The organism is Streptomyces griseoruber, assembly GCF_001514205.1.
In the GTDB taxonomy this organism is placed as follows: Bacteria; Actinomycetota; Actinomycetes; order Streptomycetales; family Streptomycetaceae; genus Streptomyces; species Streptomyces griseoruber.
On the sequence record NZ_KQ948763.1, the window covers coordinates 591,300 to 616,720 of the forward strand.

The following is a 25,421-nucleotide window of genomic DNA, read 5'->3' on the forward strand; positions in this document are numbered from 1 at the left end:
CCAGGGACACCGCATGACCGCCTCGCTGCCCCGCCAGGCGGCGCCGCCCGACGAGCCGCCCCGGCCGCCGGAGGACCGCCGCCATGTGATCCGGCGCAGGGCGCTCACCCTGCTGATCATCGTGCTGCTCATCGGCGTCCCGGCCGGGTACCTGGTGATCTCCGCCAACCAGAGCCGTGACAGCGGCAAGGACAAGGAGGCCAAGTACTCGGCGACCGGCCTGACCGCCGGCTGGCCCTCCAAGGTCCAGCGCCGCCTCTACCAGGTGCCGGTCCCGCACCCGTCCAACCAGGTCGCCTACTACGAGACGAACAACTGGAAGACCAGCCGGCTCTACGTGCAGTTCCAGACCACGCACGCCGGCCTCGACCAGTTCCTCCGGCAGATCGGTGCCGACCGGACCGACCTCGAACAGGGCGACATCACCATCAGCGCCCGCGACCAGGGCATCACGGGCTGGCGGTTCAAGGGGCCGGGCGCCCGCACGGGCCGGTTCTACGGCATGGTCGTCGAGAAGAAGGACCCCACGCCCACCCTCGACGTCGTCGTGAACTACGGCAACCCCGTCTACCCCTTCGTGTACGTCGTCTCGCGCACGGTTCCCTAGGGCCTGCACGCCGCACCCGGTCCCGGCGCCGGGACCGATTGTCAGACCCCGCCCGTAGAGTCGAAGACGAGTGATCCGGGTTGCGGGCGGGAGGTGGACAGTGCGTACGGGCGACAGGGCTCCGGCGGAACAGGCGGGCGTCCCGGTGCGCCTCGCCGCGGTCTTCCTGCCCGCCCCGCTCCCGCGCGAGGGCCGGATGGTCTTCTGGGACCCCACGGCGCCCCCGGACGGCCAGGACGGCTCGGACGGCCAGATCGGCTCGGGCGGCGGGGGAGCGGCCGAGCGGACCGAGCTGACCGTCGTCCGCCCGCACGGCACCACCGTCCGCCGCAAGCAGGTCCCCGCCCTGACCCTGCCGCTGGACCGGGCGCTCCCGCTGCTGGTGCGCGCCCGCCGCGACCCCGCCGCCCACCCCGCCACCGCCTGCTGGGGCGCGGCCGCGCTGCACGCGCTGCGGCTCACCGCCCGGGGCCGTCTGCTCCCCGGTCTGACCCCCTCCGGCCATGACGCCTGGCGGGCCGGCCCCCTGGACCCGGAGGACATCGCGCACCTGCGCGCGATCGCCGCCGCCCTGCCCCACGAGGGGCACGCCGTCCCCCTGCCCGGCCCCGGACCGCTGCGGCTGCCGCAGCCGGAAGCCCTGCTGCGGGCCTTCCTGGACGCCGTCGCCGACACCCTGCCCCGCACCCCGGCAGCGCCGCACGCCGCCGGGAAACCCTTCGCCGACCGCCGGCCCCAGCGGCTGCCCGGAGCACACGACTGGGCGGCGGAGGTCGCCGCCGGCATGGACGCGGGCGTGCGCGTCTCGCTCCGCCTCGACCTGTCCGCGTACGACATGTTCGACGCGTCCGACGACGCCGGGCGGGGGCGTGCCGCCGGTGCCGCGATCGTCCAGGTGCACAGCCTCGCCGACCCCACCCTGGTGACCGACGCGGCGGCCCTGTGGGCGGGCGAGGCGGACACGGCCTTCGGACCCCGCGCGCGTGTGGACGCCGCCCTCGCCGTGCGGCGCGCGGCGCGGGTGTGGCCGCCGCTGGCCCGGCTCGCCGAACAGGACACGCCGGACGTACTGGCCCTGTCCGAGGACGAGTTGGGCGATCTGCTCGGCGTGGCGGCCACCCGGCTCGCGGCGGCCGGGGTCGCCGTGCACTGGCCGAGGGACCTGGCGCAGGACCTCAGCGCGACGGCGGTGGTCCGGCCCGCGCCGGGCTCGGCGACCGACGGCACCGGCTTCTTCGACAGCGAGGAACTGCTTCGGTTCCGCTGGCAGCTGGCGCTCGGCGGCGATCCGCTCAGCGAGGCCGAGATGGACGCGCTGGCCGAGGCCCACCGCCCGGTGGTGCGGCTGCGCGACCAGTGGGTCCTGGTCGACCCGGCGCTGGTCCGCAAGGCCCGCAAACGCGAACTGGGCCTGCTGGACCCGGTGGACGCCCTGTCCGCCGCCCTCACCGGCACCGCCGAGGTCGACGGCGAGAGCGTCGAGGTGGTGCCCGTGGGCGCCCTCGCGGCCCTGCGCGACCGCCTCACGGCCGGGGTGCACCCGGCGGCCCCGCCCCCCGGCCTGCGCGCCACCCTCCGCGACTACCAGCTCCGCGGCCTGGCCTGGCTGGACCTCATGACCTCCCTCGGCCTCGGCGGCTGCCTCGCCGACGACATGGGCCTCGGCAAGACGATCACCGTGATCGCCCTGCATCTGCGACGGGACCGCACCGAACCCACCCTCGTGGTCTGCCCGGCCTCCCTCCTGGGCAACTGGCAGCGCGAGATCACCCGCTTCGCACCCGGCGTCCCCGTCCGCCGCTTCCACGGCCCCGACCGCTCCCTGGCCGACCTGACCGGCGGTTTCGTCCTCACCACGTACGGCACCATGCGCTCCACCGCCGCGGCACTGGCCGCCCAACCGTGGGGCATGGTCGTCGCCGACGAGGCGCAGCACGTGAAGAACCCCTACTCGGCGACGGCGAAGGCGCTGCGCACGATCCCGTCCCCCGCGCGCGTGGCCCTCACCGGTACCCCCGTCGAGAACAACCTCTCCGAACTGTGGGCCCTGCTGGACTGGACGACCCCCGGCCTCCTCGGCCCCCTGAAATCCTTCCGCGCCCGGCACGCGCGCGCGGTGGAGAACGGCGAGGACGCACAGGCGGTGGAGCGGCTCGCCCGCCTGGTCCGCCCGTTCCTCCTGCGCCGCAAGAAGTCCGATCCCGGGATCGTCCCCGAGCTGCCGCCCAAGACCGAGACCGACCATCCGGTGCCGCTCACCCGTGAACAGGCCTCCCTCTACGAGGCGGTGGTGCGCGAGTCGCTGCTCGCCATCGAGACGGCGCAGGGGATCGCGCGCCGGGGTCTGGTGCTGAAGCTGCTGGGCGCGCTGAAGCAGATCTGCGACCACCCCGCGCTGTACCTGAAGGAGGAGACCACCTCCGTCGGTGAACGTCTGGCGGCCCGCTCCGGCAAGCTCGCCCTCCTCGACGAACTGCTGGACACCGTCCTCGCCGAGGACGGCTCGGTGCTCGTCTTCACGCAGTACGTCGGCATGGCCCGGCTGATCACCGCCCACCTCGCCGACCGGGCGATCCCCGTGGACCTGCTCCACGGCGGCACACCGGTCCCGGAGCGCGAGCACATGGTGGACCGCTTCCAGGCCAGCGCCACCCCCGTCCTCGTCCTCTCCCTCAAGGCCGCCGGCACCGGCCTGAACCTCACCCGCGCGGGCCATGTCGTCCACTTCGACCGCTGGTGGAACCCCGCGGTGGAGGAACAGGCCACCGACCGCGCGTACCGTATCGGCCAGACCCAGCCCGTCCAGGTCCACCGCCTCATCACCGAGGGCACGGTCGAGGACCGCATCGCCGAGATGCTCGAGTCCAAGCGGGCGCTGGCCGACGCGGTCCTGGGCTCCGGCGAGTCCGCCCTCACCGAGCTGACCCACCGCGAGCTGACCGACCTGGTGCGACTGCGGAGGGAGGCGTGATGAGCGAGCGAGAGGGCCGAGGGGAGCCGGCGGAGACGTCCGGGGCGGGCGACACGGAGGCCGGGCGGCCGGCCGACGCCGCACGTCGTGCCCTGCGGGCGGCGCGGGAGCGGGGCAGCCGGAGCGAGGCACCGGCGACGGCCACCGCACAGCCGACCGCGGAGCGACCGGCACGGACCCCGGCCGCCCCCCTCGGCCGACCGGCACGCGAGGCCGCCACCCCGGAGGCCACCGAAGCCGGGCCGAGCCCGGCCGCCTCCGCCCCGGCCGCCGTCCCTGCCCCGGGCGTCGGCTCCGGCGTGGGCCCCGGCCCCGTCACGGGCACGGGCACGGCGCATGCGCCCAAGCAGGCCGCCCGTCCCGGGGACATCGCGCGGGAGGCGTTGCGGGCCGCCCGGGCTCAGGCCCGGCGCAACGCGGTCGACCCGGGGGAGACCGACGCCGGGCGGGCTCGGCCGTCGGCCAGGGGCGCCGAACGGCCCGCCACCTCCGACGCCCCGCGACGCCCGAGCCGGCCGAGGGACCTCACCGGCGGTGACGGCAAGGCCCGCGAACGGGCCCGGCTGGTACGGGAGTCGCTCGCCGACGCCTTCCGGATGCCCTCCGACGACCTGCCCCCGTCCACCGCACCGGACCCCCACCCCACCGCCGACCCCCACCCCACCCCGGCAGGCGCCGATGCGTCCCGCCCCGTCCCTGCGCACGAGCCGTCCCCGCCCCCTCCCGCCCCGTCTGCCCCTCCCGCCCCGTCTGCCCCTCCCGCCCCGTCTGCCCCTCCTGTCTCTTCAGCCCTTCCCGCCCCCCTCACCTCGCCCGCCCTCCCCGACCCCCCTCACCCGGCGCCCGCCCCCGTCGCCCCCCGCTCCATGGCCGCCCCCTCCCGTGACGGTGACCACCGGCGTACCTTTCCCGCCTTCCCGCCGCTCCCCGGGCCCGGAGAGGAGGAGTCCCGGTTCGCCGAGACCTGGTGGGGACATGCCTGGGTGGGCGCGCTGGAGGAAGGAGCGCTGGACGTCAAGCGGCTGGCGCGGGGCCGGGGTTACGCCCGGCAGGGGCATGTGGACGCCATCACCGTCACCCCCGGACTCGTCCTCGCGTACGTGCAGGGCAGCCGCCCCCGCCCGTACCGCGTGCAGGTGCGGCTGCGCACCCTCGGGGAGGAGGACTGGGAGCGGTTCCTGGCCGCCGCGGTGGACCGCCCCGCGCACATCGCCGCGCTGCTCGACAAGAAGATGCCGGAGTCCCTCGCCGACTGCGGGGTGCCGCTGCTCCCCGGCCCCGGTGACCTCGAACCGCAGTGCAGCTGCCCCGACCGCGCCCACCCCTGCAAACACGCCGCCGCCCTCTGCTACCAGACCGCGCGTCTGCTGGACGCCGACCCCTTCGTCCTGCTCCTGCTGCGCGGCCGGGGCGAACGCGAGCTGCTGGACGCGCTGTCCCGCCGTAACGCCACCCGCGCGGCCCGGGCCGCCCAGGAGCAGGAACCGGCCATCCTGCCGGGCGTCCGCGCCACGGAGGCGGTGACCCCGGGCGGCCCGGGACGTCACCTGCCGCCGCTGCCCGCCCCCTTGCCCGTCCCACCGCACCCCGAGCAGCCCCCGGCCTACCCCTCCGCGCCGCACGGCCCCGACTCCCTCGCCCTGGACCAGCTCGCCACCGACGCCGCGGCCCGTGCCCACGCCCTGCTCGTCACCGGCCACGACGAGATCGGCGAACTGACCCTGTGGCAGGACGCCGTACGGCTCGCCGCCGCCCGCCCCGGCTCCGGGCTCACCGTCGCCACCCGCGCCCTGTACGCCTCGCTCGCCTCCGCCGCCGGACGCACGCCGTCCGAACTGGCGCGCGCGGTCGCCGCCTGGCGGCAGGGCGGACCGGACGGCCTCACCGTCCTGGAGGAGCCCTGGGACCCGCCGGCGGGCCGTTTCGACCGGGCCCGCCCGCTGCTCCTCGCCGCCGACCTCCCCGCGTTCCGCCCCTGGCGCAACCACCTCACCCACCCCGGCGGCCATGTCCAGCTCCGCTTCGGCCGTGACGGCCTGTGGTATCCGTACGAGTCCGAGCCCGGCCACGACGACTGGTGGCCCCGCGGCACCCCCGACCCCGACCCGGTGGGCGCCCTGACCGGCCTGGGCGGCACCGGGGAGCCGTAGCGAGGCGCACCGTCTGTACGATGCACGCGCACCGTGCCGTGGGCAGCGCACGCCCCGGAGGGTCTTCCCGACGCCGCCACACCGTGGGGACGCTGCCACAAAGTGGGACGGGTTGCACGGGGTTCCGACCCAGGTGCGTGAGAAGCCGTGAGATGTGGGAGCGTGAGTCGGGTGAGTGAGAGTACGTCCAGCACCCTTCAATACCGCTTTGACGGGCCGGAAGACGCCCCGGTCCTGATCCTGGGGCCCTCCCTGGGCACCACCTGGCACATGTGGGACCGTCAGGTCCCCGAACTGGCCCAGCAGTGGCGGATCTTCCGGTACGACCTGCCCGGTCACGGCGGCGCCCCGGCCTACCCGGCCGGCTCCGTGTCCGATCTCGCCGAGCGGCTGCTCGCCACCCTCGACGGGCTCGGGGTGCAGCGCTTCGGCTACGCGGGCTGCGCCTTCGGCGGCGCGGTCGGCGTGGAACTGGCGCTGCGTCACCCGGAGCGGGTCGCCTCGCTCGGGCTGATCGCCGCCTCGCCGAGGTTCGGCACCGCGGACGAGTTCCGCCAGCGCGGCGTGATCGTCCGTACGAACGGGCTCGACCCCATCGCCCGCACCTCGCCCGACCGCTGGTTCACGGCCGGCTTCGCGGCGGCGCAGCCCGCGATCACCGAATGGGCCGTGCAGATGGTGCGCACCACCGACCCCGGCTGCTACATCGCGGCCTGCGAGGCGCTCGCCGCGTTCGACGTCCGCGCCGAACTCGGTCTGATCGGCGTCCCCACACTCGTCCTCGTCGGCTCCGACGACCAGGTGACCGGCCCCGCCGAGGCGCGCACCCTGGTCGCCGGCATCCCCGACGCCCGCCTGGCCGTCGTACCCGGTGCCTCCCATCTGGTCCCGGTGGAGCAGCCCGCGGCCGTCACCGACCTCCTGGTGCGGCACTTCTCCACGGCCTGGCAGCCCGCCTACGAGACCGCGACCGGGCAGACGGCCGTCCCGGGCATCCCCGTCCGCGCGGTGACGACCCAGACCCAGCTCCCGGTCTCGGCCCCGCCGCAGCCGGTGGCCATCGCCGAGATCGCGCCCGCCCCCGTCGAGGAGCCGCCGCAGGTCATGGGCCGTCCGGACCCGTACGACGCCGGGCTGAAGGTGCGCCGCGAGGTCCTCGGGGACGCGCACGTGGACCGGGCGCTGTCCCAGGCCGACGACTTCTCGGGGGACTTCCAGGAGTTCATCACCCGCTACGCCTGGGGCGAGATCTGGGACCGCCCCGGCCTCGACCGGCGTTCCCGCTCCTGTGTCACGCTCACCGCCCTGGTCGCCGGCGGTCACCTCGACGAACTCGCGTTCCACACCCGGGCCGCCCTGCGCAACGGCCTCACCCCCGACGAGATCAAGGAGGTGCTGCTGATGGCTGCGGTCTACTGCGGTGTACCGGCGGCCAACAGCGCCTTCCGGGTGGCCCAGCAGATCATCCGTGAGGAGACCACCCCGGTCGACTGAGCCGCGCCGCCCGCACCGGGAGAGGATGGACCCCATGACGAGCACGACGACCATGAAGCTGACGAAGAAGTCGCACTCCTGCGTCCGTCTGGAGAAGGACGGGCGCACACTCGTCCTCGACCCGGGCGGGTTCAGCGAGGCGGACGCGGCCGTCGGCGCCGAAGCGGTCCTGGTCACGCACGAGCACCCGGACCACTTCGACGAGGGGCGGCTGCGGGCGGCCCTGGACGCGAACCCGGCCGCCGAGATCTGGACCCTGCGCTCGGTCGCGGAGAGGATCTCGGCGGCCTTCCCCGGCCGCGTGCACACCGTCGGCCACGGCGACACCTTCACCGCGGCCGGCTTCGACGTCCAGGTCCACGGTGAACTGCACGCCGTCATCCACCCGGACATCCCGCGCATCACCAACGTCGGCTATCTGATCGACGGCGGCCGCGTCTTCCACCCCGGCGACGCCCTCACCGTCCCCGACCGGGCCGTCGAGACGCTGATGCTCCCGGTCATGGCCCCCTGGAGCAAGATCTCCGAGGTCATCGACTACGTCCGCGAGGTGAAGCCGCAGCGCGCCTACGACATCCACGACGCCCTGCTCACCGACCTCGCCCGCCCCATCTACGACAACCAGATCGGCGCCCTCGGCGGCGCGCCGCACCGGCGGCTGGCGTCCGGGGAGAGCACGGCACTGTGAGTGTCGGTGGTGCCCGGTAGGTTGTGAGGCATGCGCATCGCGACCTGGAACGTCAACTCGATCACCGCCCGCCTGCCGAGGCTGCTGGCCTGGCTGGAGAGCAGCGGCACGGACGTGCTGTGCCTCCAGGAGGCCAAGCTGGCCGAGGAGCAGTTCCCCTTCGACCAGCTGCGCGAGCTGGGCTACGAGGCGACGGTCAACGCCACCGGCCGGTGGAACGGCGTGGCGGTGATCTCCCGCGTCGGCATCGAGGACGTGGTCAAGGGCCTGCCCGGCGACCCCGGCTACGACGGCTCCGTGGAGCCCCGGGCGATCTCCGCGACCTGCGGCCCGGTCCGCGTCTGGTCGGTGTACGTGCCGAACGGCCGCGAGGTGGACCACCCGCACTACGCCTACAAGCTCCAGTGGTTCGAGGCTCTGAAGGCGGCCGTCGCGGGCGACGCGGCGGGCGGCCGCCCGTTCGCCGTCCTCGGCGACTACAACGTGGCGCCGACGGACGACGACGTCTTCGACGTGGCGGCCTTCGAGGGCCTCACCCATGTCACCCCGGCCGAGCGCGCCGCCCTGACCTCCCTGCGCGAGGCCGGTCTGTCCGACGTCGTCCCGCGGCCCCTGAAGTACGACCACCCGTTCACGTACTGGGACTACCGTCAGCTGGCCTTCCCCAAGAACCGCGGCATGCGCATCGACCTGGTCTACGGCAACGAACCGTTCGCGAAGGCCGTCAAGGACTCCTACGTCGACCGCGAGGAGCGCAAGGGCAAGGGCGCCTCCGACCACGCTCCGGTCGTCGTCGACCTCGACGTCTAGGCCGCACGGACGTCCGGCCCGCGCGGCAGCCGCAGGTCCACCGCACCGGCGAGCGCCGCGTACCCCGCGTCCCCGGGATGCAGATGGTCCCCGCTGCCGTCCGCGGCGAGCATCCGCGTGGGGGCGGCGGGGTCGCGCAGGGCGCGGTCGAAGTCGAGGACGCCGTGGAAGGCGCCGGTGGTCCGGAGCCATGCGTTCAGCTGGCCCGCTCGGCCTCCACGGCCGCCGTGCACCCCGCGGAGCCCCCGCAGGCCGCCAGCGAGGCGCCGATCTCCCGTAGCTCGTGTGCTCGCGCCTGGCCTGGCGGTCTCCCGTAGCCCGTGTGCTCGCGCCTGGCCTGGCGGTCTCCCGTAGCTCGTGTGCTCGCGCCTGGCCTGGCGGTCTCCCGTAGCTCGTGTGCTCGCGCCTGGCCTGGCGGTCTCCCGTAGCCCGTGCGCCCGCGCCTGGCCTGGCGGTCTCCCGTAGCCCGTGCGCCCGGCCCGGCGGTCTCCCGTAGCCCCGCGGCCACCTCGACGGCGGTCGTCCCGTCCCGCAGAGCGTTGATGCCCTCGAACACGACCAGCGTGCGGACCGAGGTCTGGGGGAGGACGTCCCGGTCCAGCCGGTGCGGGGCGCCGACCCAGCCGCCGACCAGCGCGATCCCGTCGCCCGGGTAGCGGTCGGCCGTCACCCGGTTCGACGCGATCCCCGCGTTGAGCACCCCGTAGCGCGGCACCACGTCCTGCCGGCGCAGCCGGGCCGCGAGGGCGTCCGGCCAGCGCCGGTTCGCCCCCACCGGTCGACCGGTCGCCGTCGGTGATCGAGTCCCCGAGCAGCACCACCGCACCGGGCTCGGCGGCCCGTGCGGGGGCGAGGAACAGCCCGGAGCCACGAGGGCCAGGGCGACCCCCCACGCGCCTCGGCACACGAACCGATCCCTCCCGCACACCCGTCAGCCGACAGCGCCTCGCGACGGTAGGCGGCGAGCGGGGCCCGGTCAACGCGCCATGCGGGCCCGGGCCGGGGATTCGACCGTACGTACGTGCCAGCGCGCCTGTGGTGCGTACGTCGGTGCGAATGACACGCTGGAGGCATGTACATCCCTTTCCTGGGCAACAAGCGCAAGAAGCACGGTGAAGCGGTCCTGGCCGCCGACCCCGAGGGGGTGGCGGAGCTCCTCTCCGAATGCGAGCTGCTGCGCTCCCAGGCGGCCCGGGCGGGGATCGGACTCGACGACACCGTCGCCTCGTTGGAGGCGCTCGACCAGATGGTGCCGCGCTGGCGCGACGACGAGGAGATCCTGCCCTGGCTCGGCAACGACGCCGGGCTCTACCTGGGCACGGTCATCGTGCGGACCGTGCCCGGCGCCGCCTGGGAGTTCCGGGCGGACGGGCAGCCCGTCGTGCGGCTGGCCTCGGGGCGGGAGTTCGACGTCGTGGACTCCGGGCACGAGTGGGCGGTCAGCGGGGTGCCCGAACTGTCCCAGCTGTACGGCGAGGTGGCCGAGGACTGAGCCCCCGCACCACCGGCATAAGCCCGACGTAAATACGGCTTATGTCCGCTGGGTGCGTGTCGTGTCCTGGGGCGGGACCGCGCTGGATAGTTTCCTCCAAGATTCTCAAGCACTGAAGGGGGCGACTAGGATGGGCCGTTCATCCCCCAGAACCGGGGTCGCGACCGCCGCGGCGGCAGAACCGGGGACGCTGCTGCCAGGTGGTGGGGGACTCTCCGCGGCAATCCGGCCGTAGGGGGCGGAAGTCACAGAGCCCTGCCCGGCCGGCGCCGGTCGCAGATCACTGCTCGCGCAGCGGGACCGACACGTACGACGGATCGGTCGCAGGCGAGGAGAAGGTCAGCCGCGCGCCGGACGGGTTGTGCTCGATGTAGAGCGGGTCGACCGTGTCGACCACCAGGGCCAGCCGATGCCCTGCCGGGACGTCGTAGGCCGTGGAGAACAGCTCCAGGTCGAGGCCGAACGGCTTTCCGGGCGTCGCCCCGTGGAAGGTGTACGGCGCGTGCGAGACCAGCTTGCCGAGGCCGAGCGGCCCCACGTCGTAGAGGTAGGCGACGAGGGTGCCGCTCTCCTCGGTCGGGGTGAGCGTGGTGTGCAACCGGGCGGTGCCGCGCACCTGTTGCGCCGAGGCGTACTTCGGCGACTGCCACACGGCGGCCCAGTACCGGGGGAGCAGGGGGATCGAGGCGACCGGGGGGACCCGCGCCACCTGGTCGAGGATGCTGGAGAGGAACACGATCCCGCCGTCGGCGCCCGAGTCGACGTTCGTGCGGATCGTGGTCGTGCCGGCCAGGGCGATCTTCTCGCGGGTCGCGCCCACCGACTTCCAGTCCGGGTAGCCCTCGTAGCCGTCCGTGGAGCGGGACGTGAGCTGCACCGGCTGCTCGCGGTCGATGCCGTTGTCCACGCCCTTGAGGTAGTGGTCCATCCAGCGCCGGGTGTCCGTCCACACGTCGTTGGGCAGGCCGAACAGGCCGGGGAGTTCGGCCGTCGCGTGGTCGCCGGGGCGCAGTTCCAGCCGCTTGGGTCCGGTCAGCCGCTCGTAGAGGGCGGCGGACTGGTTGGGCGGGAAGATGGTGTCGCCCCAGGCGCCGGCCATCAGGACGGCCGTGCCGTTCTTGTCGAGCCGGTCCAGGTAGCTCGCGGGGGAACGTTTCTTCCCCCAGGCGACGATCTCCTGCTCCTTCGTCAGGTCGGAGTCGTAGAAGGCGGAGAAGATCTCCCGCGACTCCGCGCTCTGCCGGCCGGTGACCGTGCCCACCGTGTCGAGCACGGCGGCCGCCTGGAGGTGCTGGGTGCGGCCGGAGTGGATCGAGTCGATCAGATCGCCCCAGCCGCTGAGTGAGGCGACGGCCCTGACGCGCGGGTCGTGCGCGGCGGCCAGCAGGCTGATGCCCGCACCGTAGGAGACGCCCGCCATGCCGATGTGCCCCGGGTCCGCCGGGGTGTTGGCGAGCGCCCAGTCGACGACCTTCGAGGCGTCGGCGACATCGCGCGGACCGGCCACGTCGATCTCGCCCCCGGACTGCCAGAACCCGCGCACGTTGTAGGCGAGCACGACATACCCGTCGTCGGCGAGCCGCTGCGCCTGGGCGAGGTACTGCACCTGCGGGAAGCCCCAGCTGGTGGGGAGCACGATCAGCGGGTATCGGCGGGTGTCGTCGGCGCCGGCCGGGGTGATCACGTTGGCCTTCAGGACCGTGCCGCCGTCCCCGGCGATGTCGACGTACCGGACCGGGCTCGTGGCGGCCTGCGCGGCTGGGGCGTGGGCCAGGACGCCGGCGGCGACCAGGGAGGCGGAGACGGCGCCGACGGCGGTCGTGCGCAGGGCCCTACGGTGCGGTCGTCGTCCCACGGGTCACTCCTCGGCATACGTCCGTGCAAAGTGACCCGACGGTAACCGGGTGGCCTTACCGGAAGTAACCCGTCAGTAAGTTACGTGGCGGTAACGATCGGTTCGGCGGGCAGCGGCGTCTGGGCCGCCCGGGTCACGTCCTCGACCAGCTCGACCACATCGGGGCCGTACGCCTGCGAGTTGACGACCTTCAGGAGCAGGACGAAGGAGTTGCCGCCGTGCTTGCGGGCCAGCCGCTCGTGGTGCCGGACGAGATACCGGGTGGCGGCCTGGTTGTTGATGGCGCGCTGCCCGCAGAACAGGAACACCGGCCGCGCCTCCCGCCGCCGACCCGCCGTCAGCCGGGCCAGCAGCACGTACTCGGTGACGCCCGCGTCCATCCGGTACAGCTCGGTGCCGATCCGGAACGCCAGGCGGTCCGGGCCCGGCTCCCGGTCGGTGTTGACCCGCACCCCGGGCAGCATCGCCTGGAGATGGGCGGCCATCCGCCGGTTGGACCCCGGGCCGCCCACACAGAACTCCGTCCGCTCCCCGAACCCCTGCCGGGCCGCGTCCTGGGTGACCACCTCGGCGCCCGCCCCGCAGTCCTTGATCAGCGCGGCGAGTTCCAGCAGCGCGAACACGTCGTGGCGGTGCACCGCGAGATCCGGGCCGCCCGCGTCGCGGTTGACGACGAGCAGGCACTCGGAGTGCTCCGGCAGCCCGAAGAACGCCTGCTTGCGCCGGAGTTTCCGGCGCCACAGGTAGGTCCGCGCCACCCAGCCGAGCGCGGCACTCAGGCCGGTCGCGATGACCCCCAGGGCGATGTTGCGCACGTCGTCGTTCATGGGCGCGCATGGTAGCGGGCGGACATGCCTTGGACGTACCCGTGTTCGAGGTGTGGCAGTCGTATGACAGTGCCCGGAAGGCGCCTGTCGAGGCCCCCCGAATCTGGCTACGCTGCGCGGACGGTTCCCGACTGGAGGTACGGATGCGTCGCTCTGTCGCGCGGAAACTGTCGGTCCTGGCGGTCTCGGCCGCCGTGGTCACGGTGGGGGCCGCAGCGCCGCCCGCCACCGGGAGAACGACCCCTGCGAAGGTTCCCGTCGCCGTCGGCTACGGCGGTGCCGTCGCCAGCGTCGACGCGGACGCCTCCGCCGCCGGTATCGAGGTGCTCAGGAAGGGCGGCAACGCCGTCGACGCGGCCGTCGCCACCGCCGCCGCCCTCGGCGTCACCGAGCCCTACTCCTCCGGCATCGGCGGAGGCGGCTACTTCGTCTACTACGACGCCAAGTCCCGTACGGTGCACACCATCGACGGCCGGGAGACCGCGCCGCTGACCGCCGACTCGGGCCTGTTCCTGGAGAACGGCGCGCCACTCGCCTTCGCCGACGCCGTCACCAGCGGGCTGAGCGTCGGCACCCCGGGCACCCCCGCCACCTGGGCGACCGCGCTGGACCGGTGGGGCAGCAGGAAGCTCGGTTCGGTCCTGAAGCCCGCCGAGCGCATCGCCCGCGGGGGGTTCACCGTCGACGACACCTTCCGCTCCCAGACCGCCGCCAACGAGACCCGCTTCCGCTACTTCCCGGACACCGCGAAGCTGTTCCTGCCCGGGGGGCAACTCCCCGTCGTCGGCTCCACGTTCAAGAACCCCGACCTCGCCCGGACCTACGCCGAACTCGGCCGCGAGGGCGTCTCCGCGATCTACAAGGGCGACCTCGGCGAGGACATCGTCGACACCGTCAACCACCCGCCCGTGGACCCGGCCTCGGGGTGGAAGGCACGCCCCGGCAAACTGACCGCGAACGACCTCGCCGCCTACCGCGCCAAGCTCCAGGCGCCCACCAGGACGACGTACCGCGGCCTCGGCGTCTACTCCATCGCCCCCTCCTCCTCCGGCGGCACCACCGTCGGCGAGGCCCTCAACATCCTGGAGAACACGGACCTTTCGAAGGCGAGCGAGGTCCAGTACCTGCACCACTACATCGAGGCCAGCCGGATCGCGTTCGCCGACCGGGGGCGCTGGGTCGGCGACCCCGCCTTCGAGGACGTGCCGACGAAGCAGCTGCTGTCGCAGCGGTACGCCGACTCGCGCGCCTGCCTCATCAAGGACGACGCGGTGCTCACCAGCCCCGTCGCACCCGGCGACCCGCGCCACCCGGCCGCCTGCGGCACCGGGGGCACGGCGGCGCCGACGACGTACGAGGGTGAGAACACCACCCATCTGACGGTGGCCGACAAGTGGGGGAACGTCGTCTCCTACACCCTCACCATCGAGCAGACCGGCGGCAGCGCGATCACCGTCCCCGGCCGGGGCTTCATCCTCAACAACGAGCTGACGGACTTCTCCTTCGCCCCCGCCAACCCGGCCGTGCACGACCCGAACCTGCCGGGCCCGGGCAAACGGCCGCGCTCGTCGATCTCGCCGACGATCGTCCTCGACCGGCACAACCGGCCCGTCGTGGCGCTCGGTTCGCCCGGCGGGGCCACCATCATCACCACCGTGCTGCAGACCCTCACCGAGTTCCTCGACCGGGGCCTGCCGCTCGTCGACGCGATCGCCGCGCCGCGCGTCAGCCAGCGCAACGCGGCCCAGACGGACATGGAACCCGCCCTCTACAACGACACCGGTGCGGACAGCCTCCGCTCGCAACTGGAGGCCATCGGGCACTCGTTCAGGCTGAACGCCGAGATCGGCGCGGCGACCGGGGTGCAGCGGCTGCCCGGCGGGAAGTGGCTGGCCGCCGCCGAGACCGTACGGCGCGGCGGCGGCTCGGCCCAGGTCGTGCGCCCCGCGTCATAGCTCCGGGGCGGGGACGGGCGGCTCGGTGCGGAACGCGAGCTGCCCGTCCTCGACCTCCACCCGCACCCGGTCTCCGTCCTTGACCCGGCCGTCGAGCAGCAGCCGCGAGAGCCGGTTGTCCACCTCGCGCTGGATCGTGCGGCGCAACGGCCGTGCCCCGTACTCGGGTTGGTAACCGCGCTCGGCCAGCCAGTCCACCGCCCCGGCCGCGAACTCCACACCGATGCCCTGCGCGTGCAGCAGCTGCCGGGTCTTCTCCAGCAACAGGTCGGTGATCTGACGCAGTTGGTCGCCGGTGAGCCGGTGGAAGACCACGATCTCGTCGATGCGGTTGAGGAACTCCGGCCGGAAGTGCTCCCGCAGCGGCCGCAGGATCTGCTCCCGCCGCGCCTCCTCGTCCGCCTCGGTGCCACCCGGTCCGAAGCCGATGCCGGCGCCGCGCCGGTCGATCGCCTCCGAGCCCAGGTTGCTCGTCATCACGATCACCGTGTTGGTGAAGTCGACGGTACGGCCCTGGGAGTCGGTCAGCCGTCCGTCGTCGAGGACCTGGAGCAGGATGTTGAAGACGTCCGGGTGCGCCTTCTCCACCTCGTCGAGCAGCAGCAGCGAGTACGGGTGCCGGCGCACCACCTCGGTGAGCTGCCCGGCCTCCTCGTGACCGACGTACCCGGGCGGGGCGCCCACCAGCCGGCTGACGGTGTGCCGCTCCTGGTACTCGCTCATGTCGAGCCGGACCATCCGCTCCTCGCTGCCGAACAGGACCTCCGCGAGCGCGCGGGCCAGCTCGGTCTTGCCGACCCCGGTCGGGCCGAGGAAGAGGAAGCTGCCGATCGGCCGGTCCGGGCTCGACAGCCCCGCGCGCGAGCGCAGCACCGCGTCCGAGACGACCCGTACGGCCTCCTCCTGGCCCACCACCCGCTCGTGCAGATGCTCCTCCAGCCCGAGCAGCCGGTCCTTCTCCTCCTGGGTGAGGCTCGCGACCGGGATGCCGGTCTGCCGGGACACCACCTCGGCGACGGCCTCCGCGGTGACCTCCAGGTCCAGACCCTCGTCGGCCGCCTCCTCGCCGGTCTCGTCCGCGATCCGCTGCTTCAGGTCGACGATACGGTCCCGCAGCTGGGTGGCCAGCTCGTACTGCTCGTCCGCCACCGCCTGGTCCTTGTCGCGGGCGAGCTGCTCGGCCTCGCGCTCCATGGCCCGTACGTCCGTGCCCTTCGTCCGGACGCCCAGACGCACCCGGGCCCCGGCCTGGTCGATCAGGTCGATCGCCTTGTCGGGCAGCCGGCGGTCGGTGAGATAGCGGTCCGACAGCTCCACGGCCGCCACCAGCGCCTCGTCGGTGTAGCGGACCTGGTGATGGGCCTCGTAGCGGTCACGCAGCCCGCGCAGGATCTCGATCGTGTCCGGCACGGTCGGCTCGGGCACCAGGATCGGCTGGAAGCGACGGGCGAGCGCCGCGTCCTTCTCGATCCGCCGGTACTCCTCCAGCGTCGTCGCGCCCACGATGTGCAGCTCGCCGCGCGCCAGCGCCGGCTTGAGGATGTTCCCGGCGTCCATCGAGCCGCCCTCGCCGCCGCCGCCCGCGCCGACCACCGTGTGCAGCTCGTCGATGAACACGATCAGCTGGTCGGAGTGGCCGCGGATCTCGCCCACGATGCTGTTCAGGCGCTCCTCGAAGTCGCCCCGGAAGCGGGTGCCCGCGACCACCCCGGTCAGGTCCAGGGCGACCACCCGGCGGCCGTCCAGCACGTCCGGCACGTCCCCGTCCGCGATGCGCTGCGCGAGCCCCTCCACCACGGCGGTCTTGCCGACGCCCGCGTCCCCGATCAGCACCGGGTTGTTCTTGCCGCGCCGGGACAGCACCTCGATGGTCTGCTCGATCTCGTCGTCCCGCCCGATCACCGGGTCGATCCGGCCCTGGCGGGCCAGCTCGGTGATGTCCCGGCCGTACTTGTCCAGGGTGGGGGTGCCGGTGGGGCGCTGCCGCTCGGGGTGCGCCTGCGCGGTCTCCGTGGCCTCCGGCGGCAGCCCGGCGGGGGCGAACCGGGCCGCGTTCAGGATGTGCCCGGCCGCCGAGTCCGGGTTCGCGGCGAGGGCGCTGAGCACATGCTCGGGGCCGATGTACCCCGCCCCGCGGGACCGGGCCAGGTCGTGCGCGTCCAGCAGGGCCCGCTTGGCGGCCGGGGTGAGGGACAGCGAGGTCGGCGGGGGCGTCTCGCCCGGCGGGTGCTGCACCGGCCCCGACCGCTTGTCGATCTCCGTCGCCAGCGAGTCGGGGTCCGCGCCGGCCCGGCTGAGCAGGCTCCGGGTCGGCTCCGCGGCGAGGGCCGCGCGCAGCAGGTGCTCGGTGTCCAGGTCACGGCTGCCGTGCTCGGCGGCGTACTGGGCCGCGCCCTGGACCAGCTCCCGGGCCGGCTGGCTCAGCAGCTGGCCGATGTTGATCTGGCGCGGGCCGGGGCGGGGGCCGCCGAAGAAGCGGGCCAGGAATTCACCGAAGGGGTCGCCCTCCGGGCCGATGTAGCCGCTGGTCATGGCGTTCCGTTCGATCGACGTGCGTGGCCGGGCGGACGGGTGCCCTGGCCGTGCCGGGCTACACCACGATTGCACGTTCCGAATGGCGCGGCATGTCCTGGCTGCCTGGTGCGGTAAGGCGTGTGCGGGGTGTGGGTGGTTGCTCGCGCCCACGCGGCGGCGCCGCGGATGTCAGGGCCCCGCGCCCCGTGAGGCCGGCTGCGGTCACCGCCTCTCTGTCAGGACCCTCGGGCCTTCCTCCGTGATGGCCACCGTGTGTTCCGTGTGGGCGGCTCTCGAGCCGTCGTTCGTGCGCAGGGTCCAGCCGTCGGGGGCCGCGTGCCAGTCGTCGCGGCCGCTCGCGATGAGCATGGGCTCGATGGCGATCGCCATGCCGGCGCGCAGGCGCAGGCCCCGGCCGGGGCGGCCCTCGTTGGGGACCCCGGGGTCCTCGTGCATGTGGCGGCCGATGCCGTGGCCGCCGAAGCCGTCGGGGACGCCGTAGCCGCCCGTGCGGCAGACCGTGCCGATCGCGTGGGCGATGTCGCCGATGCGGTTGCCGGGGACCGCCGCCGCGATGCCGGCCGCCAGGGCCCGCTCCGCCGTCTCGATCAGCCGGACGTCCGCCGGGCGCGCCCGGCCCACGGTGAAGCTGATCGCCGAGTCGCCGACCCAGCCGCCCAGCCGTGCCCCGCAGTCGATGGAGACGAGGTCGCCGTCGCGCAGCCGGTGGCCGGTGGGGATGCCGTGCACGATCGCGTCGTTCACGGAGGCGCAGATCACCGCCGGGAACGGGGTCGGCGCGAAGGACGGGCGGTAGCCGAGGAAGGGGGAGTCCGCGCCCGCCTCCCGCAGGACGCCGCGGGCCACCTCGTCCAGCTCCAGCAGGGAGACGCCCACGCCGGCCGCCTCGCGCACCGCCATCAGGGTCCGCGCGACGACCTGGCCGGCTTCGTACATGGCGTCGATCGACGCCCGGGTCTTGAGTTCCACCATGCCAATTACTATACCGGTATTAGAATGACGGCATGGTGCGTAACCCGTTGACCCCCGAAGAGCGCGAGCGCGGCGAGCGGCTCGGACGGTTGCTGCGTGAGGCGCGCGGCGGCCGGAGCATGGCCGAGATCGCGGCGAGCGCGGGTATCTCCGCCGAGACCCTCCGCAAGATCGAGACCGGACGGGCGCCGACCCCGGCGTTCTTCACGGTCGCCGCGCTGGCCGTCGCGCTGGGGCTGTCCATGGACGAGCTGGCCGGGCGGTGTGCGTTGGCCGGGGTGTGACACCGGCGCGAACTCGGCCGGGGCGAGGGCTCTTTCCGGCCAAGGTCGCGCCGGGCGCCCCCCCCCCGCGTCCGCTTTGAAAACTCGTCGTAGCCCGGCTGTAACACAGCTGGTGTTTTCTACGAACCGGAGTGTTCCGGTCGGGCGGGAGCTGTGCGATGGGTGTGGATCAACTCCCGGTCCGGGTGCGGGAGTTCGCGAACTACCTGAACGGGCTGCTGGCGCGCCTCGATCAGGGGGCCGGCTGGTGCGCGGTGTTCTGGCAGCGCGATCCCGACGGAATGCAGGCCTGTCTCGACGGGCGTGAGGTGCCGCCCTGGGACGTCGTGGAAGCCCTGCTCCAGGACCTCGCCGCCGCGTACGGCACCCCGGCCGCCGCCCAGGAGGCCGAGCGCGCACGATCCCTGCACGCCGCCGCGCTCACCGCGTACGACGCCCGGCCCGGCGGCCGTGAGGCACTCGGCGACCGGCTCGACGTGATGCTCCGCGAACAGCGCTACGCCGCCGAACGCCAGGCCGAGTTGGGGCGTCTGCTCGGCGCCGCGGCCACCCGGGAGGACGCCGAGGCCATCCGCCTCGACCTCGCCTGGGCCCACGACGACCACGAACGCGCCCTCGCGCGCTGCGCCGAACTCCGTCACCGGATGACCGAGTGGGAGCGCCGGGCGGGGGAGGGGCGGATCACCGACGCCCATCCGGTACGCCGGCCGCCGACCGTGTACGGGACCGCACCGGCCTACGGGAACGGGAGCGGGAGCGGGCGCGAGGCGCAGGGCGGCCCTGCGGTCTCCGGGAACAGGACCGCGGGCGGCCCCGCGGCGGGACCCGGCGGGCACGCGCGCGGAGCCGAGACGGTGTCGGTACCCGGCGGCCACCTGCGGGCCGAGACGGTGCCGGCGCCGGGGTCTTCGGGGTACGGCGCCGCCGGGCCGGCTGCCGGTTCCCCCTCCGCCCCCGCCCCGGCCTCCGCCTCCGTGTCCGACCCGGCCCCGCGGAGCGCGCCGGTCGTCCCCGGGCCGGAGCCCGAGAAGGGCCCCAAGCAGCGCAAGCGGCGGCGGGGCGGTGCGCGGTTCGCCGGGATGGCCGAGGAGGAGGACGCCGCCGTCGTCGTACCCCCGACCGCCGGGCCCGGGGCACCCGAGCCCGCTCCCGCCGCCCGGCGGACGCTGCGGGGCGCCCGGTTCGCCGGGGCGGCCGAGCGGGCGGAGCGGCGGGAGGAACCGCAGCGGGAGCCGCTGGACGCCGAGGCACGGCGGGAGACCGTGCGGGCGGTGGAACGGCTGGTGGGGCTGCGCGGGGAGGGCCGCAGCGGCGAGGCGCACGCGCTGCTCGTCGAGCTGGCGTACTGGCCGGCCGCCCGGATCCCGCTGCTCGCCGCCGAGCTCCAGCGCGCCGGGCTGAGCGCCGACTGGACCACCCTGCTCTGGGAGGCCGCCTCGCTGCCCGCCGACCGGCTGGTGGAGGCCGCGGACGCCCTGGTCGCGGTGGGGCGCACGGCCGACGGCGAGCAGATCCTGCGGCAGGGCGTCGCCCGCCCGGCCGAGGAGATCGGACAGGCCGTCCTCGGGCTGCACACCGACGGCCGCCGCCGTGAGGTTCGGGCCCTGCTCGACGCCTACGTCCGCGTCCGCACCCCGGAGGAGGCCGCCCGCAGCGCCGCCCCCGACCCCCAGGCCCTCGTCCCGCTGCTCCTGGAGGCCGCCCGGGGCGTCTCGGAACAACGCGGCTGGGACCTGGTCCACGCCCTGCGGGTGGCCGGCTTCACCGCCTGACGGGGAGCGCGCCGTACGCCGTACGCCTCCCGGCTCACCCACGTGAGTGTGAAACGCGATCGACTCCGCGGGTTAACGACGATGGTCTTGGCAAGCCCCTCCCGGAGGCTTACGTTCGTCCCTCTACGACCTTCGTCTACGGGCGTAGAGGCTCTGACGTCCCGTCGAAGGAGCAGCTCATGACCGACGTCGTACGTGCCGCACTGGTCCAGGCCACCTGGACCGGCGACACCGGGTCCATGGTGGCGAAACACGAGGAGCACGCCCGCGAGGCGGCCCGGCAGGGTGCCCGGGTGATCGGGTTCCAGGAGGTCTTCAACGCCCCCTACTTCTGCCAGGTGCAGGAGCCCGAGCACTACCGCTGGGCCGAGCCGGTGCCGGACGGGCCGACCGTGCGTCGTATGCAGGACCTCGCGCGCGAGACGGGCATGGTGATCGTCGTCCCCGTGTTCGAGGTCGAGCAGAGCGGTTTCTACTACAACACCGCCGCCGTGATCGACGCCGACGGCTCCTACCTCGGCAAGTACCGCAAGCACCACATCCCGCAGGTCAAGGGCTTCTGGGAGAAGTACTACTTCCGGCCGGGCAACCTCGGCTGGCCCGTCTTCGACACCGCCGTGGGCCGGATCGGCGTGTACATCTGCTACGACCGCCACTTCCCCGAGGGCTGGCGGCAGCTCGGCATCAACGGCGCCCAGCTCGTCTACAACCCCTCCGCCACCCACCGGGGCCTGTCCAGCCATCTGTGGCAGCTGGAGCAGCCCGCCGCGGCCGTCGCCAACGAGTACTTCGTCGCCGCGATCAACCGTGTGGGAGTGGAGGAGTACGGGGACAACGATTTCTACGGGACGTCGTACTTCGTCGACCCGCGAGGGCAGTTCGTGGGCGAGGTCGCGAGCGACAGGAGCGAGGAACTCGTCGTCCGCGACCTGGACTTCGACCTGATCGAACAGGTGCGGCAGCAGTGGGCCTTCTACCGCGACCGCCGCCCCGACGCCTACGAAGGGCTGGTACAGCCGTGAGCGACCTGTACGCGCGTCACCGGAGCGTCCTGCCGGACTGGCTGGCGCTCTACTACGAGGAACCCCTGGAGATCACCCACGGCGAGGGGCGGCACGTCTGGGGCGCCGACGGCACGAAGTACCTCGACTTCTTCGGCGGCATCCTGACGACCATGACCGCCCACGCCCTGCCCGAGGTGACCAAGGCGGTCAGCGAGCAGGCCGGCCGGATCGTCCACTCCTCCACGCTGTACCTCAACCGCCCGATGGTCGAACTCGCCGAGCGGATCGCCCAGCTCAGCGGCGTCCCGGACGCCCGCGTCTTCTTCACCACCTCCGGCACCGAGGCCAACGACACCGCCCTGCTGCTCGCCACGGCGTACCGGCGCAGCAACACGATCCTGGCGATGCGCAACAGCTACCACGGCCGCTCCTTCAGCGCCGTCGGCATCACCGGCAACCGCGGCTGGTCCCCGACCTCGCTGTCCCCGCTCCAGACGCTGTACGTGCACGGCGGGGTGCGCGGCCGCGGCCCGTTCGCCGCGATGGACGACGAGGCGTACATCGCGGCCTGTGTCGACGACCTCCAGGACCTCCTCGGCCACACCCGCCCGCCGGCCGCGCTGATCGCCGAGCCCATCCAGGGCGTCGGCGGCTTCACCTCGCCCCCCGACGGCCTGTACGCGGCCTTCCGGGACGTGCTGCACGAGCGGGGCATCCTGTGGATCGCCGACGAGGTCCAGACCGGCTGGGGCCGTACCGGCGACCACTTCTGGGGCTGGCAGGCGCACGGGCAGAGCGGCCCGCCCGACATCGTCACCTTCGCCAAGGGCATCGGCAACGGCTCCTCCATCGGCGGCGTGATCGCCCGCGCCGAGATCATGAACTGCCTGGACGCCAACAGCATCTCCACCTTCGGCGGCACCCAGCTCACCATGGCCGCCGGCCTCGCCAACCTCACCTACCTCCTGGAACACGACCTCCAGGGCAACGCCCGGCGCGTCGGCGGTCTGCTCATCGAGCGGCTGCGGTCCGTCGCCGCCCAGGACCCCGGCGTACGGGAGGTGCGCGGGCGCGGCCTGATGATCGGTGTCGAGCTGACGAAACCCGGCACCGACCGGGCCGACCCGGAGCGGGCGTCCGCCGTGCTGGAGGCGGCCCGCACGGGCGGCCTGCTGATCGGCAAGGGCGGCGGACACGACACCAGCGCCCTCAGGATCGCCCCGCCGCTGTCCCTGACCGTCGCGGAGGCCGAGGAGGGCGCCGCGATCCTCGAGAGCGCGCTGAGGAGCACGCAGTAGCAGCGGCGCCCGCCGCGCAGTCCCGGCACCGCGCCGGTCGAGCAAGGGAACACCGCCATGACCACCACCCTGGAGACCTGGGGCCCCGTCGAGCCCCTGGAACCCGCCCTGTCGGTCCGTCAGGTCCTGTCCCTGGAACGCGTCCTGGCCGGGGACCCCGAGGTGGTGGCCGGCGCGGACCGGCTCGACCGGCCGGTGCGCTGGGTGCACGTCGCCGAGGCCCCCGACGTCGGCGTGATGCTCAGCGGCGGCGAGATGGTCCTCACCACCGGGGTCCTGCTCGCCGGGGACGAGACCGCCCAGGCCGAGTACATCCGGTCCCTGCACCGCGCCGAGGCCGCCGCCGTGGTCCTCGGCCTGGGGCGCGCCTTCCCCGCCCCGCCCGACGCCATGCGGCGCGCCGCCGAGCGGTGCGGGCTGCCCCTGGTCGTCCTGCACCGGCCGTTCCCGTTCGCCGAGCTGACCGAGGAGGTCCAGTCCCGGCTGGTACGCCGCAAGTTCGCCGCCGTCAGCCTCTCGGAGGCCGTACGGACCGCCCTGACCGGGCTGATGACCGCCGGGGCGCCGCTGCAACGCCTGCTCGACGAGATCGCCCACCACACCGGCTGCCCCGTCGTGGTCACCAACCTCGCCCACCGGGTGCTGGCCACCGGCGGGGAGCGGTCGGCGGTCGACGACGTGCTGCGGGACTGGGAACGCATCGCCCGGCAGGCCGGCGGCAGCGAGGGCGACGGCTGGATCCGCGCCGAACTGGGCGGCCGCGGCGAACGCTGGGGCGAGATCATGCTCTGCGGCTACCGCGGCGACACCGCCGGCGGCCGCCTGCTCGCCGACCGGGCCGCCGAGGCCCTCGTCCTGCACCGCATGCTCGGCGGCGCCTCCGCCCACACCTGGGAGGAGCAGTCCGCACAGAGCCTGCTCACCGACCTCGCCTCCGGCGTCGTACCGGCACGGCAGCTGCTGCCCCGGGCCCGCGCGGCCGGACTGCCCGTCAACCGGCGCAGCTTCGTCCCCCTCGTCGTCCGCGACGGCGACCCCGCCCAGCTCGACCGCATGCTGCGGCTGCTGGGCCTGCCCGGGCTGGTCGCGGAACTCGCCGACGGGGCCACCGCCGTGCTGCTCAGCCTCGCCCGCGACCAGGACGCCGAGGCCCTCGCCGCGCACTTCGCGGCCCGGCTGCGCACCGAGTCCGGCGAGGCCCGCACCGTCGTCGCCTCGGCCGGACCGCGCACCCTCTGGGAGGAGGTCCCGGCCGGGCTGCGCGAGGCCCAGCACGTCGCCGACGCCGTCGCCGACTCCTCGGCCGCCCTCGACCTGCCGCCCGTCGTCCGCCTCAGGGACGTCCATCTGCGCGGCCTGATCCGGCTGCTGCGCGACGACCCGCACGTCCAGGCCTTCGCCGAGCGCGAGCTGGACGGACTGCTCTGCGCGGCCGGCGACGACCTCCTCGCCGTCCTGCGCACCTATCTCGCCACCGGCCGCAACAAGTCCCGCACCGCCCAGCTCCACCATGTCTCCCGGCCGGCCCTCTACCGCCGCCTGGAGGCGATACAGGCCCGGCTCGGGGTGGACCTGGACGACTTCGAACAGGCCGCCTCGGTGCATATCGCCCTGCTCGCGCACGACGCCCAGCAAGCCTGACCCACAGTCCCCAGGGGCCCCGGGCAACAGCCCCGAAACATGGAACGACCTGCGAAAACGGCGGTGAAACATGGGACTTGACGGACGTGACACGGTGGCACGCCCAGCTCCCCCAGACGTGACACCGTGCAACTCAAAGCGGGCTCGCCGGCTTTCTAAGGTCCTCTCACACCGAGTGACCGGAGGTCCCGATGAGCAGAGTGATCCGCGCCGCCGTGTTCCAGACGGCCTGGACCGGCGACAAGGAATCGATGATCCAGGTACACGAGCAGGCGGTCCGCGACGCGGCCGCGCAGGGTGCTCAGGTCCTGTGCTTCCAGGAGCTGTTCTACGGGCCGTACTTCTGCCAGGTGCAGGACCCGCAGTTCTACGAGTACGCCGAGCAGATCCCGGACGGCCCGATCGTCCAGCGCTTCCAGGCGCTCGCCCGGGAACTGGGCATCGTCCTGGTGCTCCCGATGTACGAGGAGGAGCAGCCGGGCGTCCTCTACAACACCGCCGCGGTGATCGACGCCGACGGCTCCTACCTCGGCAAGTACCGCAAGCACCACATCCCGCAGGTCAAGGGCTTCTGGGAGAAGTTCTACTTCCGCCCCGGGAACGCGGGCTGGCCCGTCTTCGACACCGCCGTGGGCAAGATCGGCGTGTACATCTGCTACGACCGCCACTTCCCCGAGGGCTGGCGGGCGCTCGGCCTCGCGGGCGCCGAGATCGTCTTCAACCCGTCGGCCACCTCCCGCGGTCTGTCCTCCTACCTCTGGCAGCTGGAGCAGCCGGCGGCGGCCGTCGCCAACGAGTACTTCGTCGGCGCGATCAACCGGGTCGGCACCGAGGAACTCGGCGACAACGACTTCTACGGGACCTCCTACTTCGTGGACCCGGAGGCCCAGTTCGTCGGCGAGGTCGCCAGCGACAAGGAGACCGAACTCGTCGTCCGCGACCTGGACATGGCCAAGCTCCGCGAGGTCCGCGACCGCTGGCAGTTCTACCGCGACCGCCGCCCGGAGGCGTACGGCCCGCTGACGGCCCCGTGACCGATGCAGCTCCCCGCGCCGGTGTCCTTTCA

The 25,421-nt window shown here is 73.7% G+C and carries 19 protein-coding genes and 1 pseudogene; 14 read left to right on the top strand and 6 right to left on the bottom strand.

What is annotated here, in order from left to right; all coding sequences use genetic code 11:
• Nucleotides 1-13 precede the first annotated feature (13 nt).
• The 6 genes from AQJ64_RS02495 to AQJ64_RS02520 all read left to right on the top strand — a co-directional run bounded on the left by AQJ64_RS02495 (nucleotide 14) and on the right by AQJ64_RS02520 (nucleotide 8,720).
• Entirely contained in the window at nucleotides 14-607 is a 594-nt protein-coding gene (locus tag AQJ64_RS02495; protein ID WP_059202365.1) for a hypothetical protein, read from the top strand.
• A gap of 196 nt (nucleotides 608-803) precedes the next feature.
• Nucleotides 804-3,578, top strand: a complete 2,775-nt coding sequence (locus AQJ64_RS02500) for a DEAD/DEAH box helicase (protein ID WP_425315608.1) — start codon at nucleotides 804-806, stop codon at nucleotides 3,576-3,578.
• On the top strand, nucleotides 3,578-5,728 hold the full coding sequence (locus AQJ64_RS02505) for an SWIM zinc finger family protein (protein ID WP_059202367.1): 2,151 nt from the start codon (nucleotides 3,578-3,580) through the stop codon (nucleotides 5,726-5,728). Before AQJ64_RS02500 ends, AQJ64_RS02505 begins: the two co-directional genes overlap by 1 nt.
• Nucleotides 5,729-5,899: 171 nt before the next feature.
• Entirely contained in the window at nucleotides 5,900-7,222 is a 1,323-nt protein-coding gene (gene pcaDC, locus AQJ64_RS02510; RefSeq protein WP_055634557.1) for a bifunctional 3-oxoadipate enol-lactonase/4-carboxymuconolactone decarboxylase PcaDC, read from the top strand.
• 52 nt (nucleotides 7,223-7,274) lie between these two features.
• On the top strand, nucleotides 7,275-7,910 hold the full coding sequence (locus AQJ64_RS02515) for an MBL fold metallo-hydrolase (protein WP_055634567.1): 636 nt from the start codon (nucleotides 7,275-7,277) through the stop codon (nucleotides 7,908-7,910).
• A gap of 30 nt (nucleotides 7,911-7,940) precedes the next feature.
• Entirely contained in the window at nucleotides 7,941-8,720 is a 780-nt protein-coding gene (locus tag AQJ64_RS02520; RefSeq protein WP_055634558.1) for an exodeoxyribonuclease III, read from the top strand.
• Here the strand turns inward: AQJ64_RS02520 and AQJ64_RS02525 are convergent.
• Together AQJ64_RS02525 and AQJ64_RS45200 are read right to left on the bottom strand one after the other, a co-directional pair.
• Nucleotides 8,717-8,953, bottom strand: coding sequence for an SGNH/GDSL hydrolase family protein (locus AQJ64_RS02525; RefSeq protein WP_055634559.1), 237 nt, complete (start codon nucleotides 8,951-8,953; stop codon nucleotides 8,717-8,719). The two genes, AQJ64_RS02520 and AQJ64_RS02525, sit on opposite strands and share 4 nt — an antisense overlap.
• Nucleotides 8,954-9,171: 218 nt before the next feature.
• A pseudogene (locus tag AQJ64_RS45200) lies at nucleotides 9,172-9,550 on the bottom strand (GDSL-type esterase/lipase family protein); the annotation flags it as partial.
• A 242-nt stretch (nucleotides 9,551-9,792) separates the two neighbouring features.
• Between AQJ64_RS45200 and AQJ64_RS02535 the strand changes: the two are divergent.
• A complete protein-coding gene (locus AQJ64_RS02535; protein ID WP_055634561.1) occupies nucleotides 9,793-10,212 on the top strand; it encodes a DUF6278 family protein in 420 nt (139 codons plus the stop codon).
• Nucleotides 10,213-10,492: 280 nt separating this feature from the next.
• On the opposite strand, the gene AQJ64_RS02540 is transcribed toward AQJ64_RS02535, so the two are convergent.
• Nucleotides 10,493-12,067, bottom strand: a complete 1,575-nt coding sequence (locus AQJ64_RS02540; protein ID WP_055634562.1) for a CocE/NonD family hydrolase — start codon at nucleotides 12,065-12,067, stop codon at nucleotides 10,493-10,495.
• A gap of 80 nt (nucleotides 12,068-12,147) precedes the next feature.
• Entirely contained in the window at nucleotides 12,148-12,894 is a 747-nt protein-coding gene (locus tag AQJ64_RS02545) for a hypothetical protein (protein ID WP_055634563.1), read from the bottom strand.
• Between the two features lie 143 nt (nucleotides 12,895-13,037).
• Between AQJ64_RS02545 and ggt the strand changes: the two genes are divergently transcribed.
• The gene (ggt, locus tag AQJ64_RS02550) at nucleotides 13,038-14,849 is read left to right on the top strand and encodes a gamma-glutamyltransferase (RefSeq protein ID WP_206189720.1); all 1,812 of its coding nucleotides are present in this window, start codon (nucleotides 13,038-13,040) and stop codon (nucleotides 14,847-14,849) included.
• On the opposite strand, the gene AQJ64_RS02555 is transcribed toward ggt, so the two are convergent.
• Nucleotides 14,844-17,381: an ATP-dependent Clp protease ATP-binding subunit gene (locus tag AQJ64_RS02555; RefSeq protein WP_055634564.1), complete on the bottom strand. Its 2,538-nt coding sequence runs from the start codon at nucleotides 17,379-17,381 to the stop codon at nucleotides 14,844-14,846. The genes ggt and AQJ64_RS02555 overlap by 6 nt on opposite strands.
• Nucleotides 17,382-17,585: 204 nt before the next feature.
• A complete protein-coding gene (gene map / locus AQJ64_RS02560; RefSeq protein WP_055634565.1) occupies nucleotides 17,586-18,356 on the bottom strand; it encodes a type I methionyl aminopeptidase in 771 nt (256 codons plus the stop codon).
• Between the two features lie 32 nt (nucleotides 18,357-18,388).
• Here map and AQJ64_RS02565 point away from each other — a divergent pair, with 32 nt between their 5' ends.
• The 6 genes from AQJ64_RS02565 to AQJ64_RS02590 all read left to right on the top strand — a co-directional run bounded on the left by AQJ64_RS02565 (nucleotide 18,389) and on the right by AQJ64_RS02590 (nucleotide 25,389).
• Nucleotides 18,389-18,640, top strand: a complete 252-nt coding sequence (locus tag AQJ64_RS02565) for a helix-turn-helix domain-containing protein (RefSeq protein ID WP_055634566.1) — start codon at nucleotides 18,389-18,391, stop codon at nucleotides 18,638-18,640.
• A 158-nt stretch (nucleotides 18,641-18,798) separates the two neighbouring features.
• On the top strand, nucleotides 18,799-20,412 hold the full coding sequence (locus tag AQJ64_RS02570) for a hypothetical protein (RefSeq protein WP_059202368.1): 1,614 nt from the start codon (nucleotides 18,799-18,801) through the stop codon (nucleotides 20,410-20,412).
• A 179-nt stretch (nucleotides 20,413-20,591) separates the two neighbouring features.
• Nucleotides 20,592-21,434, top strand: coding sequence for a nitrilase-related carbon-nitrogen hydrolase (locus AQJ64_RS02575; protein ID WP_055638343.1), 843 nt, complete (start codon nucleotides 20,592-20,594; stop codon nucleotides 21,432-21,434).
• The gene (locus tag AQJ64_RS02580) at nucleotides 21,431-22,714 is read left to right on the top strand and encodes an aspartate aminotransferase family protein (RefSeq protein WP_055638344.1); all 1,284 of its coding nucleotides are present in this window, start codon (nucleotides 21,431-21,433) and stop codon (nucleotides 22,712-22,714) included. Before AQJ64_RS02575 ends, AQJ64_RS02580 begins: the two co-directional genes overlap by 4 nt.
• A 57-nt stretch (nucleotides 22,715-22,771) precedes the next feature.
• Nucleotides 22,772-24,355, top strand: a complete 1,584-nt coding sequence (locus AQJ64_RS02585; protein ID WP_055638345.1) for a PucR family transcriptional regulator — start codon at nucleotides 22,772-22,774, stop codon at nucleotides 24,353-24,355.
• A gap of 191 nt (nucleotides 24,356-24,546) precedes the next feature.
• Nucleotides 24,547-25,389 carry a nitrilase-related carbon-nitrogen hydrolase gene (locus tag AQJ64_RS02590; RefSeq protein ID WP_055638346.1) on the top strand — a complete coding sequence of 281 codons (843 nt, stop codon included), beginning with the start codon at nucleotides 24,547-24,549 and terminating at the stop codon, nucleotides 25,387-25,389.
• The last annotated feature ends 32 nt before the right edge of the window (nucleotides 25,390-25,421 follow it).

What these genes read in the sequence shown, in the direction of transcription:
- AQJ64_RS02545 (WP_055634563.1), bottom strand. Translation starts at nt 12,894, where the DNA reads ATGAACGACGACGTGCGCAACATCGCCCTGGGGGTCATCGCGACCGGC.
- AQJ64_RS02565 (WP_055634566.1), top strand. Translation starts at nt 18,389, where the DNA reads ATGGTGCGTAACCCGTTGACCCCCGAAGAGCGCGAGCGCGGCGAGCGG.
- AQJ64_RS02495 (WP_059202365.1), top strand. Translation starts at nt 14, where the DNA reads ATGACCGCCTCGCTGCCCCGCCAGGCGGCGCCGCCCGACGAGCCGCCC.
- AQJ64_RS02585 (WP_055638345.1), top strand. Translation starts at nt 22,772, where the DNA reads ATGACCACCACCCTGGAGACCTGGGGCCCCGTCGAGCCCCTGGAACCC.
- AQJ64_RS02515 (WP_055634567.1), top strand. Translation starts at nt 7,275, where the DNA reads ATGAAGCTGACGAAGAAGTCGCACTCCTGCGTCCGTCTGGAGAAGGAC.
- AQJ64_RS02590 (WP_055638346.1), top strand. Translation starts at nt 24,547, where the DNA reads ATGAGCAGAGTGATCCGCGCCGCCGTGTTCCAGACGGCCTGGACCGGC.
- map (WP_055634565.1), bottom strand. Translation starts at nt 18,356, where the DNA reads ATGGTGGAACTCAAGACCCGGGCGTCGATCGACGCCATGTACGAAGCC.
- AQJ64_RS02575 (WP_055638343.1), top strand. Translation starts at nt 20,592, where the DNA reads ATGACCGACGTCGTACGTGCCGCACTGGTCCAGGCCACCTGGACCGGC.
- ggt (WP_206189720.1), top strand. Translation starts at nt 13,038, where the DNA reads ATGCGTCGCTCTGTCGCGCGGAAACTGTCGGTCCTGGCGGTCTCGGCC.
- AQJ64_RS02520 (WP_055634558.1), top strand. Translation starts at nt 7,941, where the DNA reads ATGCGCATCGCGACCTGGAACGTCAACTCGATCACCGCCCGCCTGCCG.
- AQJ64_RS02505 (WP_059202367.1), top strand. Translation starts at nt 3,578, where the DNA reads ATGAGCGAGCGAGAGGGCCGAGGGGAGCCGGCGGAGACGTCCGGGGCG.
- AQJ64_RS02535 (WP_055634561.1), top strand. Translation starts at nt 9,793, where the DNA reads ATGTACATCCCTTTCCTGGGCAACAAGCGCAAGAAGCACGGTGAAGCG.
- AQJ64_RS02555 (WP_055634564.1), bottom strand. Translation starts at nt 17,381, where the DNA reads ATGACCAGCGGCTACATCGGCCCGGAGGGCGACCCCTTCGGTGAATTC.
- AQJ64_RS02500 (WP_425315608.1), top strand. Translation starts at nt 804, where the DNA reads ATGGTCTTCTGGGACCCCACGGCGCCCCCGGACGGCCAGGACGGCTCG.
- AQJ64_RS02570 (WP_059202368.1), top strand. Translation starts at nt 18,799, where the DNA reads ATGGGTGTGGATCAACTCCCGGTCCGGGTGCGGGAGTTCGCGAACTAC.